The 16055-nt window shown below is 39.3% G+C and carries 16 protein-coding genes and 1 tRNA gene; 5 read left to right on the forward strand and 12 right to left on the reverse strand.

Going from position 1 to position 16055, the window contains the following annotated elements; all coding sequences use genetic code 11:
- Positions 1 to 177: 177 nt before the first annotated feature.
- The 4 genes from GQR52_RS04785 to GQR52_RS04800 form a co-directional block, all read right to left on the reverse strand.
- Positions 178 to 1047: a hypothetical protein gene (locus GQR52_RS04785; protein ID WP_165727631.1), complete on the reverse strand. Its 870-nt coding sequence runs from the start codon at positions 1045 to 1047 to the stop codon at positions 178 to 180.
- Positions 1048 to 1280: 233 nt separating this feature from the next.
- On the reverse strand, positions 1281 to 2360 hold the full coding sequence (locus GQR52_RS04790; RefSeq protein WP_165727632.1) for an endonuclease/exonuclease/phosphatase family protein: 1080 nt from the start codon (positions 2358 to 2360) through the stop codon (positions 1281 to 1283).
- A gap of 23 nt (positions 2361 to 2383) precedes the next feature.
- On the reverse strand, positions 2384 to 2746 hold the full coding sequence (locus tag GQR52_RS04795; RefSeq protein ID WP_165727633.1) for a hypothetical protein: 363 nt from the start codon (positions 2744 to 2746) through the stop codon (positions 2384 to 2386).
- Between the two features lie 76 nt (positions 2747 to 2822).
- Positions 2823 to 3071: a TIGR03643 family protein gene (locus tag GQR52_RS04800; protein WP_024612353.1), complete on the reverse strand. Its 249-nt coding sequence runs from the start codon at positions 3069 to 3071 to the stop codon at positions 2823 to 2825.
- 123 nt (positions 3072 to 3194) lie between these two features.
- On the opposite strand from GQR52_RS04800, the gene GQR52_RS04805 reads away from it, so the two are divergent.
- The 3 genes from GQR52_RS04805 (at position 3195) to GQR52_RS04815 (ending at position 6705) form a co-directional block, all read left to right on the forward strand.
- Positions 3195 to 3884, forward strand: a complete 690-nt coding sequence (locus tag GQR52_RS04805; RefSeq protein WP_165727699.1) for a transporter substrate-binding domain-containing protein — start codon at positions 3195 to 3197, stop codon at positions 3882 to 3884.
- Between the two features lie 29 nt (positions 3885 to 3913).
- The gene (locus tag GQR52_RS04810; RefSeq protein WP_165727634.1) at positions 3914 to 4570 is read left to right on the forward strand and encodes a YoaK family protein; all 657 of its coding nucleotides are present in this window, start codon (positions 3914 to 3916) and stop codon (positions 4568 to 4570) included.
- Positions 4571 to 4644: 74 nt separating this feature from the next.
- Positions 4645 to 6705, forward strand: coding sequence for a TonB-dependent receptor (locus GQR52_RS04815; RefSeq protein ID WP_165727635.1), 2061 nt, complete (start codon positions 4645 to 4647; stop codon positions 6703 to 6705).
- A 19-nt stretch (positions 6706 to 6724) separates the two neighbouring features.
- On the opposite strand, the gene GQR52_RS04820 is transcribed toward GQR52_RS04815, so the two are convergent.
- A complete protein-coding gene (locus tag GQR52_RS04820) occupies positions 6725 to 7516 on the reverse strand; it encodes a helix-turn-helix transcriptional regulator (protein WP_165727636.1) in 792 nt (263 codons plus the stop codon).
- Positions 7517 to 7633: 117 nt separating this feature from the next.
- Here GQR52_RS04820 and GQR52_RS04825 point away from each other — a divergent pair, with 117 nt between their 5' ends.
- Positions 7634 to 8830, forward strand: a complete 1197-nt coding sequence (locus tag GQR52_RS04825; protein ID WP_165727637.1) for an MFS transporter — start codon at positions 7634 to 7636, stop codon at positions 8828 to 8830.
- Here the strand turns inward: GQR52_RS04825 and GQR52_RS04830 are convergent.
- The 3 genes from GQR52_RS04830 to GQR52_RS04840 all read right to left on the reverse strand — a co-directional run bounded on the left by GQR52_RS04830 (position 8819) and on the right by GQR52_RS04840 (position 10841).
- Positions 8819 to 9040 carry a hypothetical protein gene (locus GQR52_RS04830; protein ID WP_165727638.1) on the reverse strand — a complete coding sequence of 74 codons (222 nt, stop codon included), beginning with the start codon at positions 9038 to 9040 and terminating at the stop codon, positions 8819 to 8821. The genes GQR52_RS04825 and GQR52_RS04830 overlap by 12 nt on opposite strands.
- 94 nt (positions 9041 to 9134) lie before the next feature.
- Positions 9135 to 9548, reverse strand: a complete 414-nt coding sequence (locus GQR52_RS04835; RefSeq protein ID WP_007581502.1) for a GFA family protein — start codon at positions 9546 to 9548, stop codon at positions 9135 to 9137.
- Between the two features lie 303 nt (positions 9549 to 9851).
- Positions 9852 to 10841, reverse strand: coding sequence for a fatty acid desaturase (locus GQR52_RS04840; protein ID WP_165727639.1), 990 nt, complete (start codon positions 10839 to 10841; stop codon positions 9852 to 9854).
- Positions 10842 to 11230: 389 nt separating this feature from the next.
- On the opposite strand from GQR52_RS04840, the gene GQR52_RS04845 reads away from it, so the two are divergent.
- A tRNA-Leu gene (locus GQR52_RS04845) sits at positions 11231 to 11315 on the forward strand.
- Positions 11316 to 11532: 217 nt separating this feature from the next.
- Here the strand turns inward: GQR52_RS04845 and GQR52_RS04850 are convergent.
- The 4 genes from GQR52_RS04850 to GQR52_RS04865 form a co-directional block, all read right to left on the reverse strand.
- The gene (locus GQR52_RS04850; protein WP_165727640.1) at positions 11533 to 12006 is read right to left on the reverse strand and encodes a VOC family protein; all 474 of its coding nucleotides are present in this window, start codon (positions 12004 to 12006) and stop codon (positions 11533 to 11535) included.
- 100 nt (positions 12007 to 12106) lie between these two features.
- Positions 12107 to 12577: a GFA family protein gene (locus GQR52_RS04855; protein WP_165727641.1), complete on the reverse strand. Its 471-nt coding sequence runs from the start codon at positions 12575 to 12577 to the stop codon at positions 12107 to 12109.
- Positions 12578 to 12682: 105 nt separating this feature from the next.
- On the reverse strand, positions 12683 to 14755 hold the full coding sequence (locus GQR52_RS04860; RefSeq protein WP_165727642.1) for a catalase: 2073 nt from the start codon (positions 14753 to 14755) through the stop codon (positions 12683 to 12685).
- 242 nt (positions 14756 to 14997) lie between these two features.
- A complete protein-coding gene (locus tag GQR52_RS04865; RefSeq protein ID WP_010553100.1) occupies positions 14998 to 15831 on the reverse strand; it encodes a mechanosensitive ion channel domain-containing protein in 834 nt (277 codons plus the stop codon).
- Positions 15832 to 16055 lie beyond the last annotated feature (224 nt).

A 16055-nucleotide genomic window follows, 5' to 3' on the forward strand; every position in this document is an offset into this window, starting at 1 on the left:
TGCACGCAGTGCTTTATTAACACCTAATAAAATATTGCAGAACAATATAAAAACTTAAACTATACAATGCAATCTATTTCACTAGACTTAACCTGGCAGGCAACAATGAGCGAATAGCAGACGTTGATTGATATAGCTTTCATTGCTAATTTAACCGCTATGAGTGTAATAAATATTTTAGACACAATTTCTAATCTTCGCTTCAAGACCTTCAAACATAATTTTATAAAGCTCATCGTGAACGGCATGGAACTCTTCGTTGCTTTCCTTATCCCAATCGTTTAATACTTTATGATATTTTCCATGTGCTAAAAGATTACGAATCGAATGTTCATCCATAGTCCGACCAACTTTGGTAGATATATCTAGGAGCCTTTTATTAAATGCTTTTTTAGAGTCTCTTCTATCGTAAAAAACGTCTTCTAACAAAGACCTTAGAGATTTTTTCATATCTGTTTTCTTTGGGTCACCTGCCCACTCAATTTCAATAAATGACCAAAGACCTAAATATCCAAGAAATGGGTCTGTACACCTCAGTTCTTTCAAGTAACTCAGTTGGTGAAAACACTTATGGAATAGAGAGCGCTCAGCAATATCTTTTGCTAATAGGAAAGTGGCATCAGCATCTCCTAGTAAAAGCTGTCGTATCGTATAAGCGTTTTCGTGTAAATCAGGGCTTGGGGGCTGCCAGTTAACGTAAGCTCCACAACCATCGGTCGTAATAGTACCGTGACTACATAGTGCATTATCACTCTTAATTCTCATGAGCAAAACGAACAATTGGCCGACTTGATGCGAATGTTTATTGTCTAGAGGAGCTTTCGGAAATAGCCAAATTTTATCGTGGGGAGGGAAACCTCTTGAATAAAGCATATCGACAAATACTTTCCCATGTTCATTCAATGGAGATTCGCCATCACTTACGCTATTAGTATTGAAGAATGAAAGACAATCCGAATCCGAAAGATCATCTTGTAGCTTTGAATTAATAGTTAACCAGTATGGTATTTGAGGCATCAGGGTACTTAAATTGTTCTTTTTAAGCATAATAACAAAGTTTATTAGCACCGGTAAGCTACAACTCAATTGATTACTATATTTAGTAATTCATTAGGTAATTGGCAGACAAGAGTATTTCAAGTTAAAACACTTAGCATCATAGCGTCCGCTCATGGCACTCTCCAGCCACTCGACAACATAAAATATTGATTATAATTGGCAAGGTATTTTACTGTGTCAGATGGCGTTTCGCTTACCCGACCTACACTATCTAATAGTTATCATTCCTCGTCAAACCTTGGCACTTTTCGCTTATCAGCCTTGCTCATAGCTAGCTCTTGGATTTCTTCATGCTTTAGAACATCGGGTTTATCTTCTAGTGACTCCTGATTGGCATTCTCAAAAGAAAGCTCAGTGAGTAGCGCAAAGTGATCTGAGCCATATTTAGCTAAGCGCTTAATACGCTTTACTTTAAAGCCTTCGCTGTGAAATAAATGGTCAAGCGGCCAACGCATAAAAAAGTAACTTGCGTGAAAGGTATTATAAAAACCACGGCCTTTACGAGGGTCTAAAAAGCCACTTATTTGCATAAACAAACGGGTGCTGCGCGACCATGCTACGTCGTTTAAGTCACCAGCAACTATGGTAGGGCGAGTTGGGTTTTTAAGTGCTTTAGCCACCATTATTAGCTCTGAGTCGCGCGGGCGCGATGAATCTTCTTCAGTTGGACTTGGCGGTGCTGGGTGAATAAAGTGCCCTTGCATTTTAAGGCCTTCGTCGTTTTCAAACAGTATATGAATAGAAGGAATATCGTCCTCTATTAGCTCACATATTTGGGCGTCGAGTATTTTAAATTTGCTGTATAAGTGCATGCCGTAGCGGTTGTCTTTAGGGCATTCTATAAAATACGGATAGTGTTTTTTAATAACTGATAATTTATTTTCCCACCAGCTATCGCTTTCAAGCGTAATAAGTAAGTCGGGTTGGTGCTCGTTAACCAAGCTAATTAACTGCTCACTTTTATGATTCGACATAAGTACATTTGCCGACATAATTCGGACGCTATGATCTATATGCTTTGATGCGCTTTGCACTTCTTTTTTAGCAAGCCACGTATACGGGTAAATCCATTTGCCTTGTAAAATCATTATAAGTAACGAGGTTAACGCTATTAATACGTAGCTTATTTCACCGCTTTGCCATAATAAAATTAATGAGGCAACAGCTACAAAACTGGCAATATAGAATACCTGTAAACGCACAAAATCACAGCTACGCACTAAATAGTGTTGGCTGTACGACATAGGTAATAAGGTAACCAGTAAAAAAAAGCCAATAATTATAGCCAGCGTAATGAGCATTTTAATATCCTTATAAAGTTAATTTAACGACTTAAAATTGAAAGTATTTCTCGGGTGTCGTGCACCATATGGATAACTGTACGGTCTATTTCAATACTTACTGTACCATTATCTCTAGAGCGTTCAATTACTCTACCTCGTTTGTATAAATCGCGCTCTAAAAAGTCGCCTCGGTGGTAGCTTTTACTTAGCCCTGGTGGCGTCCAACCTGCGCGAATTAACTGCTTTGCCTCTTTTTTAGAAAGGTAGTCATTGTCGTTATGCTTATGCGAATGATGCTTTTTATGGCCGTGTTTATGACCATGCTTATCTTTATGCGGTTTTGCGTCTGCGCTTATTGAACATAAACCCAATGCTATTAGTGCTGTGTATATTACTGCTCTCATAAATAATCTCTAGCGTAATTAATAGCTAAAGATTAACAAACATGGATGAACATCGTATGAAACACCCACCCCTCGTTTAACGTTGTTTATATTGAGTTTTACAATGGCTGCGCATAATAGCGGGATCGCGTAATTTTAAGTGTTTTGTTTTACGCCCTGCATGGCGCTTGCGCCACACTTTAAAACTCCCTTTTGAAACATTGTCTCGCATAAATACCACCAGCTGCGGGTATTTTAATCCGTATAGCTGCTCTATTGCCTCATAAGGGGTTCTATCTTCCCACGCCATTTCGATAATACGTGACTGCTGCTCTGGGTTAAACATGGTGTTTCTCACAAAATTTAATTTATACGCTAGGCAAAAATACTTAGATCAATGCAATTTAAGCTCAGTAACTGTATAATTAGCATTCAGATTATGTATTTAAATGGTATCGAATTTATATTTATGCGCGCAACATTACTGTTTTTAGCTTTAACTTTACCTTCGTTATTACTTGCAGCGCCAAGTAAAACCCTGCGCTGCGTAACAACCCACTACCCGCCTTTTACTATTTACGATGAAAAAGCCGATACATTTACAGGTTTAGATATTGATTACATTAAGTTTATTGAAAAAAACTTAAACCTCAAAATTGACGTTGTTCATTTACCTTGGGCGCGTGTTAAAAAAGAGATGGAGCTGGGCTATTACGACTGCTATTTCTCATTGGCCAACTATAAAGAGCGTACAGAATATTTAGACTTTACTAGCGAGCCTTTGCATACCACTAAGTTTGGTTTATTCACGTTAAATGAAGATAATCTGCTTATTGATGATTTATCAAAAGCCGCTATAGCTATGTTACGCGGTGTTATTCTTCCCAAAATTATCGCTAAAAAGTACAGCCTTGATGAGAATAATCTGCTTCGTTCACTTTCAACTAAAGACACTTTTGAGCTACTTGAAAAAAAACGTGTTGAATACGCAATAACTAACTATCAAGCGGGTTTATGGTACTCAAAAGAATATAAAAACATTTATGCTCGGCAATTAAATGAGTTTACATTTCCTACTTATATTGCTTTTAAGCGTGGCGTAATTGATACAAAATTAGTTGATGAACAAATAAAGCGTTTTAAAGCACAAGCTCAATAATTAACTCTGCACATATTAAGAGATAACCAATGTTTACAAAACTACCAAAGTGGGTTGAATATGGCGCGTTTACACTGGCATTTATAGCGGGCATAGTTAACGCTGTTGGCTTATTAGGATTTGAACATCAGGCTATTTCGCACTTATCAGGCTCTGTCACTTTGTTGGGTATTAAACTAATGAGCAGTACTTCAGCCGCTTTACTGTTATTGAGCATACTAATAAGCTTTATGCTGGGCTCTGCGCTTTCTGGTTTTTTACTTGCAGGGCGTTCATTAAAACTTGGCCGGCATTACGACACGCTCTTATTTATTGAAGGCGCTTTACTGTTAGCAAGTGCCTACCTACTTGATCAATCTTATGTTTATGCAATTACGCTCGCATCAGCAGCATGTGGTTTACAAAACGCGTTAGCGACTAATTACAGTGGCGCAGTTGTTCGTACTACACACCTAACGGGTATTTTTACTGACCTTGGTTTAATGATGGGAAAAGCACTTAAAGGTGAGCAATTTGATACGCGTAAAGGCGTTATGTTTTTACTTATTATTGCGGGCTTTTTATTAGGTGGTATAACCGGTTTTGTTTTATTTGAGCATTACTTAGTGCTGGCTTTGGTGTTTCCTGCTGTGGCTTGTTTTGTTTTATCAATTACGTATCGGGTTTATAGGTTACGTACGCTTTAACGCAACAACTTTAAAAACATATAAAAACCACATACCATAAAAGCAATGCACTGCTATTTACTATAAAGGAATGTATGAAACCTTATTTTTTACCGCTGCTATTACCACTTAGCTACACTGCGCTTGCCAATAATCAAAATAACGATTCAATAGAAACCATAACAACCACTGCATCGCGCGTTGAAGCACTATCTACCCCACTGCCTCTTTCAATAAGTACACTAAGTGAAGCGCAGCTAAAAAGCATAGCGCCTACCCATATTGAGGAAGCACTACAACGAGTAGCAGGCGCTAATATTCAACGCGGAAACGGCCAAGAATATTTACCCGCCCTTCGCTCGCCAGTACTTTCGGGCGCAGGCGCGTGCGGTGGTATATTGACTTTGGAGGATGGAATACCACTAAGAGCCGCTGGGTTTTGTAACATAAACGAGCTATTTGAAGCCCACAGCGAAATGGCGCAGCGCATTGAAGTATTAAAAGGCCCTGGCTCTGCACTTTATGGCTCAAACGCTGTGCACGGTGTTATTAATGTAATAACGCCCGACACCACACAAGGCGGTGGCTTAGTTGGTTTAGATTATGGCTCGTACGGTTATGCTCGTTATAAATTACGCGCAGGGCAAGATTACGGCAACAGCGGTATAGGCATTAACGCAAGTATTACCGACAACAGCGGTTACCGCGACGACGAAAGCGTAGAGCAACAAAAAGTAAATATTCGCCACCGCTATTCAAATGATAATTTACTACTGACATCAGGGCTTACTTACACAAACCTCGATCAGCAAACTGCGGGCTTTATTACTGGTTTTGAAAGCTATAAAAACGAAGATCTCGCGCAAAAAAACTTTGACCCAGACGCATTTAGAAAAGCACGCGCGTTTAGAGCGTGGAGCAATGCAACATGGCAATTAAATAACGATGATGTGCTCTCGACTACGTTATATTTTCGCGACCAAAGCATGGACTTTTTTAAGCACTTTTTACCCGGCACACCGCTTGAAACAAACAGTCAAACAGGCTTTGGCGTGCAATCGCTTTATCAACATAACTTACAAAGTAATGTAAAAGTAAACCTAGGGCTTGATGGCGAATACACGCAAGCCGACTTTACTCAAAGTCAAAACGAGTCAACGCAGGGCTCTGCATTTTTAGTGGCCACCGTACCGCAAGGCAAGCATTACGACTATGATGTAAACGCCACGCTTTATGCGCCTTTTGCCTCTATTGATTGGCAATTACATAACTGGTTATTTACCGCAGGTGTTCGCTACGAGCATATGCAGTACGACTACACAAATAATATGCTTGCAGGCAGAACCAAAGACGATGGTACTGAATGCAGCTTTGGTGGCTGCCGATACAGCCGCCCTGAAAGTGGAAAAAATAGTTTTAGTAATCTATCGCCAAAGCTTGGGGTTAGTTATCAGTACAATACAAATAACACGCTTTATGCTAACTTTTCTCGCGGTTACAGAGCGCCACAAGCGGCTGAGCTCTACCAATTACAACGCGAGCAAACCACTGCAAATTTAAGCGCCGAAATAGCCAATAACGCAGAGCTGGGTATTAAAGGGATTTACGAAAAACTACGTTATGGCGTGTCACTTTACGCTATGAGTAAACACAATACGATTTACCGCGATAGTGACTTTTTTACGGTAAATAATGGCAGCTCTCGCCATCGTGGTATTGAGCTTGAACTTGACTACCAGCTAACGCAGTCGCTTGCGCTTAACTTTGCAGGCACTCACGCAAAGCATACTTATACTAACAACCAAATACTTAACGGTTTAAATATAAACGGCAACGACATAGATACCGCGCCGCGTAATATTGCTAATCTCGATTTAACATGGCAGGCATTAAACAACGCGCAATTTGCTTTGCAGTGGCATCGCGTTGGTAACTACTACACCGACCCAGAAAACTTAAATAAATACCAAGGGCATGATGTTTTAAGCCTGCGCGCTCAGTGGCAAGTTACTAATAACCTTGAAGTGCTTGCCCGCATTATTAATTTAACTAATGAGGCTTATGCAGAGCGCGCCGATTACACCAGTTTTACCGGCGACAGATACTTCCCGGGTAGACCTCGTAACGCGATGCTTTCGGCAACTTATACGTGGTAATGCCTATTTAAAGGCTAAGCTAATTTAACTGATTTAAATCGCTCATGTATTTCATGGGCGACTTTTTCATTACCTTTTTAAACATAGTAATAAATGCACTCACCGACTCATACCCTAATAACTCCGACACCTGCTGCACACTTTGCTTATCAGAAAGCGCCTTTAAGGCTGTAATTATATGCAATTGCGTACGCCACTTTCCAAATGTCATGCCGGTTTCTTTTTTAATTAACCGCGCTAATGTGCGCTCAGTTAATGCAAACTGCTTGGCCCAAAGTGGCAGTGTTTTTCGATTGTTTGGCTTGTTTATAAGCTGATCGCTCATAGTTTGAATTACCTCATTTTTAGATAATACAAAATCCAGGGGCTGTACGGGCATTTCAATAAGTTGATCAAATAATACCTGCGCTAAACGTGCTGTTTTACTATTTAAAGCATAGTGCTGATTATGCGCAGCTAGTTCGCACATTAGCTCTTTAACCAATGGCGTAATGGCTAACGTACAGGTATTTAGTGGCATACCGTTTTTACTACTACCAATAAATAAATGACAAAGCTTTGCGCTATCAGACGCCCTATTACTGTGAATCTTTTTTGCGGGGATCCAAATTGCACTGTGCGTAGGCACCATCCACATTTTTGCCGACACTTCACATGTTACATAACCATGCAGCGCTAAAATTAATTGCCCTTTTGGATGAGTATGCAGGGGGATTTCGTGACTTGCATGGGCGTGCTCTATTTTGGCTATTATGGGCTGCGTCATTGTTTCAAAGTTTTTAATGTCGTCCCAGCCAATTGCATCAAACATAGTTTTGTCTGTTTTTAGTTATTTAATGTCATTATCTCTAAATTATAGTTTTTACTAAGCCTTTATACTAGCGCCCATTAAGTATTAGTAACAACTCAACTTTAATGGCCTTCTCTTTTGTTAAATAACACACCTAAATCACGTTTTGCTGGCATATTACTTGTGCTTGGCATATTACTTATTGCCGCAAACTTACGCGCCACATTTACAGGTATTGCACCTGTGCTTGAACAAATTATTAATCACTTTGGGTTAAGTGCTTCGCAAGCTGGATTTTTAACAACATTGCCACTCATTGCCTTTGCGGTTGTATCGCCAATGGCGGCAATCCTTGCTAAAAAACAGGGTCTTGAGCGCACCTTATTTGTAGCTTTGCTATTTATACTTGCAGGCGTTGCGGCGCGAGTAATAAATACCTCAGCTATGTTGTTTGTAGGTACCGCTATTATTGGTGTGGGTATTGCTGTAGCAAACGTATTATTACCGAGCTTAATTAAACGCGACTTTCCGGGAAAAATTGCGTTAATGACCTCAGCCTACGTGCTTACTATGGGCGTGGTATCGGGTGGGTTTTCCACTTTGGTATTTCCGCTTAGTCAGTTAAACGGATTAGGATGGCAACTTGCGCTGGGCTCATCAGCCCTTATTACACTGGCGAGTATTATTGTATGGATGTCGCAATTAAGTAAACACACAAAACCTGCCAGTATTGCTCAGCACGCTGATACTTCAAAAAGTGTATGGCGTTATGTACTAGCGTGGCAAATTACCCTGCTGTTGGGTTTAAACTCTTTTTTAAATTATATAATTATTACGTGGTTGCCCAGCATATTAACCGAAGCAGGCCAAAGTGCTACGCAAGCGGGTGCTTATCATGGGGCTTTTCAAATTGCGACTGCATTACCGGGTTTAATATTAATCCCGCTATTGGCAAAATTAAAAGATCAAAGCGCGCTTAGCTTTATTTTAGCTATGCTCAGTGCACTTAGTGCATTAGGGCTGCTTTACATGCCTAACTATGCCTTTGTGTGGACCTTAATGCTGGGCTTTTGCTCTGGAGCATGTTTTATATTGGGGTTGTCGTTTATTAGTTTACGAACCGATGATTCGCAACAAGCAGCGTCGCTTTCAGGTATGTCGCAAAGCGTAGGTTATTTACTCGCGGCTATTGGTCCTATGCTAGCTGGTGCATTACACACGACTACAGGAAGTTGGGCTGCGCCATTATGGCTGTGCGCTATTGCAGGCGTATTATGCGCGCTATGTGGCTTAGGTAGTGGTAAAAACACCACGTTAGCTAAATCAGTTAACTAGCTGTTGTAACCACGAAAAAAAACCAGATGCAGGCTTACCGCTAGTATGCTTTTGCTCGTAGCGTTTATTAGTTGCTTCACGCTGTTCACGGCGCTCTTGCGCTAAATTAGCCTTTGCAGCAAAACGCAAGCGCTGCTCTTGAGTAAGCTCATCATTAAAACTAATGGCTGTTTTTTTAACTGCTCGGCTGCTTTTAGGTGAACTACACATGTTATTCTCCAAATGACTGACTTATAAGTAGACAGTCATTTGGTAAAATAAATTTCAAACCGCTTACTAAAAAAGTGATTTTTGATCAGTATTACTAATTTTGTGGGGTTGTATCAAACGCAGGTACTTCGTGTAAGCCGCTCAACCAGCTCAATGTTGATTTAGCCCAAATTTGTGCTGTTGGCGTAAACTGTTCACGCTGATCAACCGCACCAATACGCAAGCCATATACACGGTCAGTTTTAGCTTCGTTAGTTGCATAAAGTGTTGTACCACATGTACCACAAAAACCTTGCGCACGCTTGTTACCACTTTGCGCTGTTTTAACAAACTCTTTTGGCTCACCTTGGGTAAATACTACCGAATTTGGCTCTGCAATTATAACGGCTCTAAATGGGCCGCTCGACATACGTTGGCAATCGCTACAATGGCAAACAAGTGCATTATTATTTTGAGACTTTGCTTGGTATTTAATTTCACCACAGTAACAGCTTCCAGTAATTTCCATTATTTAAATCCTTAATGCTTATGAAGATTGAATCGAGATATAAGACCGGCAGTATCGATTCATTATTTTTAAAATATAAAAAATTGCTCGCCGGTTCATTTGTATATTCGGTTAGATTTTTAATTTTTGAGAGTCATTTTCAACGTTGAGCAAGTGCTACAAACATGATCCGATGTTTTAAATAAAACAGCAATACCACGTTAAGCTAATAGCGTAACGTGGTGCGTCTAAATTATTTTTTATATGTGTTTAGATCATAAAATAAGAATAGCAATGTAGAACTTCCCCTTATGTTGGGGGTAATTATTTAAATGCGTTAGCATTTTTTATGCTGTCAAAATCGTTAAAGCGCACGTTGTGTTGCGCCATTACTTTAAGTATTTTTTCACTTAGCATTTGACGTAAATAAAACGGCTGATTTGGCACAAAATGATGGATGGTATGCGTTTTACCAAAGTTAAAACAAAACAAGTGAAACGGCATAAATAAACGGCTCGTTAGTACATGAGTTTGCTCAAGCATGTTATTAACGCCGCCATAGTAATGCATGCTTGAGGTAACAAAATTAAGCGAGCTTGAGCGAATAATATTAGGAACAATGAGCACAACCATTAAAAATTCGAACACATTCATTGTACTTAACAACCAGCTAGGCGAATTTAGCGAAAGTGGTATAAATAAATCAACAATATGAAATACAATAACGCTGTATAAAACAGCAAAATACGCAGTCGCTATCGGAAATCCCGCATTAAAAACACTCGAAAAACTAAAGCCATTAATTTCTTTTCTAAAACGTTTAGTAGAAATAACTAACCCTAATAACCCATCCATAATAACTAACGCACGTAGGAATGGGTTTTTAATACCGTTGCCCACCAAGCGCTCTTCTAAGTCTTGTTGTGTGCCTGAGGTTTTGTGATGGTGTAAATGCATTTTACGTCGGTACCACGGGCTAATAGTATTTGGCCGCATTAACCATACTGTTAGCATCATAAAATTATGCATAAATGGCTGGTTACTAAAGTATTGTTTATGTATAAGGTCGTGTTCTAACTCATGGGAAATAGATGCAGCAATAGCCGCAAGTACTATGCATACCCAAGCAGGTATGATGGCTAAATAATATAAAACACCAACACCAATTAGTGCGCTAAGCGATAGCAATAAAATAATTAACCCTAAGGTATTTTGATGTGCAAGTAACGGGTGCTTTTGACGAAGTGATGCTTCCTCTGCCTTAATTGCTTTAACAATCGATTGAATGTTCTGTTTGGCACTTAATTGAGTCATATATAATGTCTTAAAAACCTTGTTGTACAAATAATACCTGAATTAAGCGCAAAATCGGCATAAAGCAGGAATAATTATTGTAATACGGCTAACTATTATCAATAGTTCAATTGCTTATTTATTCAATCGCATAACAGTTTAATAGCACTCATAACCCAAAATATTCGCTTTATATATTAGCCAAAAAGACTTAAAAAATTACCTATGGAGTATCCTTGCTATAAACGATTAATTATCAACCAGTTGTTTATGCAAATAAAAGAAAAGGCTTGCCGCCCCCTCTTTTATTTGTATAATGCGGATACAGAATAAGAGGTATATAAGTATCCTTTTTATTTTAAGTGGTTTTTCTTTATCTTTTTATGCTTAAAAGATTAAAGAAAAATTATGCCAGCGTGATGAAATTGGTAGACATGGGGGATTCAAAATCCCCTTCCGAAAGGAGTGCCGGTTCGAGTCCGGCCGCTGGTACCACTTTTTGAACCTCAGCTAATTATTGGCTGAGGTTTTTTTATACCTAAAACTTAACTAGTAATTTATACTAATTCGCTTAATTAAGTGAGCTACGTTTAGGCAGAAAACGGTTTCGATAACAAGATAAAACCTAGATGAGTTGAAGCAAAAGCTACAAACCTTTCATTAAAGCCGTCAACGTAATTAGGAAGGTACATAAATCTAATAAGCACGCTAGTTATGCGTCTTGCTCTTGATTTGTTATATCCCCAATTCGACTACTTAACTCTTCGTCACTAACATCTTCTTTGTGTGTACCAATGATCCATATATGACCAAATGGGTCTCGTAGTGTGCCGGTCCTATCACCATAAAACTGGTCATGTAAGGGTCTTATTAGTGTTGCACCTAGATCAATTGCTTTTTTAAATACGGTATCAACATCTTCAACATAAAGCATAAGGCTTAGCGCAGTACCACCGAGTTCTTTTGGGCTTTTTAAATGCTCTTCAGAACCATTATCTGAAAGCATAATATGCGAATCACCAATTATTATTTCTGCATGGGCTATTCCACCATCAGGTAAAGGCATTTGCATTACGTGTTCAGCACTAAATGTATCACAATAAAAATCTATCGCTTTTTGTGCGTCATTCATAATTAAATATGGTGTAACTGAATGAAACCCTTTTGGTATTGCTGAGACTGCCATAATATTCTCCTTTACTTACGCGGTGATTTTTAATATTTAATAAACTAAATATGCGTTTAATTGCCCCTAAATTTAAGCTTAGCTCATACAAAAAATTGCGTTACTTTTCGAGGTTTAAACGCTTATGCCAAGCAGCAATACTTTCATCAGGGTATTCTTCAAATTGCTTGTCACTTTCATTAATGGGCGCATTTACCCAATTTGCTTTACTACCAAGCATTAAATGAGTGCGCTCTGGCGGTATGGGTAACTCACTATCTATTGCACCAGCAAAGGGGTGAACTTGCTCAGGCCAACGTGCATCGTATAACCACAAGTTAGCACTACAATGCTTACAAAAATGACGCTCTGCAGGGCTGATTTTATCGCCTATTTTTGCATGATAAATAGTTATGTGTTCACGCCCTGTAACCTCAAGCGTGCTGTATTGCGCGTTTAAATTAATAACAAACCCGCCGCTCCCTGCGGTTTTACGGCATATAGAGCAGTAACATAAATTGTAAGGATAAGGGTGTTTTGAGTTGACCGTAAATACCACTTTGCCACAGTGACAAGCCCCATTAAGCTTCATAATATATCCAATTTTTTTATTGTTGGCTTGAACTAATACCTTAACTAGGTGAGCTTAAAAAAACCACAACAATTACATGCTGTGGTTTTTTAATTATTGAGCTTACTAACGTTTCCAATATCTTAAATTACGTAATGTATTTATAAATTTATCGGCAGAGTGTGCCTCTAAATCAATCCAACCATCATCTGCTTTGTCATCGAGCCCTGCGGCTTTAAATAAAGGCTTAGCCTCTTGTGTGTAGCCAATGTATTTCATATGTGCATACGCATCACTTACAAAGTCTTTAGCTTCTGCAATAGCAGCTAGTTTTTCGGCTCCCTCTTCAGTGGTGAGTACAAGTACCGCATCGTATAAAACCGATGGACCACCATTAATAACCTGATCAGCTTTAAAGTGCTTACCTTTACTGCATTTAGCACCGCCAACTTGTGGGGCAATAATTTCAGAGTTTGCGCCTTCACTTTTAAGTGCATTGGTAACCGATTCAAAGATGTCTGCATTAAAGCCATCACTTACTAAAATACCTAATTTACGGCCTTTGAAGGTGTTGGGCGCATTTTTCAAAATACTTAACGCATCAGATACAGGTAAGTCTTTACGTGTTGGCATAGCAGCTTCAGCTGGGTCTGGCATTTCTTGCAAGCCAAGTCCTTCGGCAACTTTATCTGAGAGGGTTTCGTCAATATTTAACAAGTGCGATACCAAACGTTCTCGTATTGGTAAATGCTCAACTTTAGACAGCTCAAACACGTACGCAGATTGAATATGCGCCTGCTCTACCTCTGTTTGACTTAAATAAAATTGACGGGCTTGACTGTAATGATCGCTGAATGTTTCTGAGCGATAACGCAGTTTATCACCGCCGCTTACTTCAGGTTCCTTTGAGCTTTTAAAGCCATGTACTGGGCATTCGCGCGGGTTGTTTTCGTCGCCGCTCCATGAGTTTGGCTCATAATTAACACGCCCTTTTGGATTGTGCATTGCCATGTGGCCATCTTGCTGAAAATGACGCATTGGACATTTAGGCGCATTGACCGGAATATGCGTAAAGTTAGGACCACCTAAACGCTTAGTTTGAGTATCTAAGTATGAAAAGTTACGACCTTGCAGTAGCGGGTCGGGTGTAAAGTCGAGCCCCGGTACAATGTTTTGAGTACAAAATGCCACTTGCTCTGTTTCTGCAAAAAAGTTGTCTACAACACGGTCAAGCACCATACGGCCAACAATTTGCACTGGTACTTGCTCTTCAGGTATAAGCTTAGTGGCATCGAATACATCAAATTCAAATTCATCAGCAAATTGCTGATCAAACACCTGTACACCTAGCTCCCACTCAGGGAAGTCGCCATTACCAATAGATTCCCACATATCTCTGCGATGAAAATCAGGGTCTGCGCCATTTAGCTTAAGTGCTTCGTTCCATACTACAGATTGCATGCCGCCTTTTGGTTTCCAATGAAATTTAACAAATTTCTCTTCACCTTTGGCATTAATAAATTTAAAGGTATGAACACCAAAACCTTCCATAAAGCGTAAAGAGCGCGGAATAGCTCTATCAGACATTGCCCACATAACCATGTGCATTGACTCAGGCGATAAGCTCACAAAATCCCAAAAGTTATCATGTGCTGTTTGCGCTTGCGGAAAACCTCGGTCGGGCTCGGCTTTAGCTGAATGAACTAAGTCTGGAAACTTCATCGCATCTTGAATAAAGAAAACCGGTATATTGTTTCCCACTAAATCCCAGTTTCCTTCTTGGGTATAAAATTTTACCGCAAAACCACGTACATCACGTGCTAAATCTGGAGACCCTTTATTACCTGCAACTGTAGAGAAACGAGTAAATACTGGGGTTTTTTCACCTTTTCGCTGAAAAATATCTGCACAGGTTAAATCTTCAAGCGTGTCGTAATTTTCAAAGTACCCATGTGCCCCGTAACCTCGTGCATGCACTACTCGCTCAGGAATGCGTTCGTGATCAAAGTGAAAGATCTTCTCGCGCATTATGTGATCTTCTAATAATCCTGGGCCACGCTTTCCTGCACGTAATGAGTTTTGATCGTCACTTACAGGGCAGCCCTGCGCGGTGGTCATGGTAGGGTGTTCATCCGACGCCTTTTGATGCAATTCGCCGCCATGCCCTTTATTACCTGAGTATTTAAATGATTCAGCCATGTTTAGTCCTTCATACAGTTTGATTTAATGGGTCAATAGTTTTTATGAGCTTAAAAGCTAAAAGCGACTATGCAAATGCAAAATAAAGACCAGCCATCCAACCTAGTAAAAAAGGGCTGTACAGATAACAATGTAGTATTTGAAGTGGTTTATAAAAGAAAAGGTTACACAGGTATGTAACTTTTTCACACAAAAAAAGAGCACTTAAAAGTGCCCTTAGGTTTAAATCGTTTTAAATTTAGTTAATCTTTGCTTTCGTTAACTAAAATAACTTTACGATGTGGGAAAGGTATTTCGATGTTGTTTTCATCCAGTGCTTTTTTAATTAACTCTGGCACCGTGTAAAGAATATCGAAGTAATGCTCGCCCTTACAAAAAGGTCTTACTAAAAAGTCTACTGAGCTGTTGTTAAGAGTTTCTACTTCAACAAAAGGAGCTGGATCTTTTAGTATGTGTGGGTGCGCTGCAAGTACGGCATCTATAACTTTACGTACAGCCGTTGTATCTTCACCGTAAGCAACACCAAAATGCATATCCACACCACGAATTGGATGATGTGAATGGTTTATAATTTGCGCGCCCCAAATTTGACTATTTGGAATAATAACCTGTTGGTTATCGAACGTTTGTAAAATAGTAGTAAACATATCTACTTCTGTTACTTTACCAAAACGCCCTGCGGCCTCAATAAAGTCATTCACTTTATAAGGTCTGAAAACAAGTAGCATAACGCCTGCGGCAAGGTTCGACATTGCACCTTGTAACGCCAAGCCTATAGCAAGTCCCGCAGCACCTAGCAAAGCAATAATAGAGGCCGTTTGTACACCAAAGCGATTTAACACAGCAATAATAACGAACGCTAATATGATGTAGCGAGCCATACTGCCTAAAAAGCGAAAAAGCGTATCATCAAGATGAGTGTATTTATGGCATAAGCCAATAATTAAATTGCGTACTTTGCCTGCCAGCCATAAGCCCGCAAGTAAGATTGCAATCGCTAGTAATATGTTGGTTGCCCACGTAATTGCAGCGGGTAAATATTGATTTATATCAATGTTGTTTATTATGTCTTCCATTGTTTTTCCTGTTTTAAAAACTTTTAACTGACTTCAATCCATACTAAGCGCAATAGTTTAACAAAAAATTAACTAAAGTACGACTATAGGAGTAATTTAAAACATAAAGAAAGAGCGTTCCCTCAAAACATGTCATCGCTCACGTAAATCTTTCAACGCATAATTTTGCTTTAACCCTTGGTTTATAGCTTAAATAATTAAACTTTAACTAGTTCATAAATAAA

The sequence above is a fragment of the Pseudoalteromonas sp. 31A1 genome, from assembly GCF_011378815.1.
Classification (GTDB): Bacteria; Pseudomonadota; Gammaproteobacteria; order Enterobacterales; family Alteromonadaceae; genus Pseudoalteromonas; species Pseudoalteromonas arctica.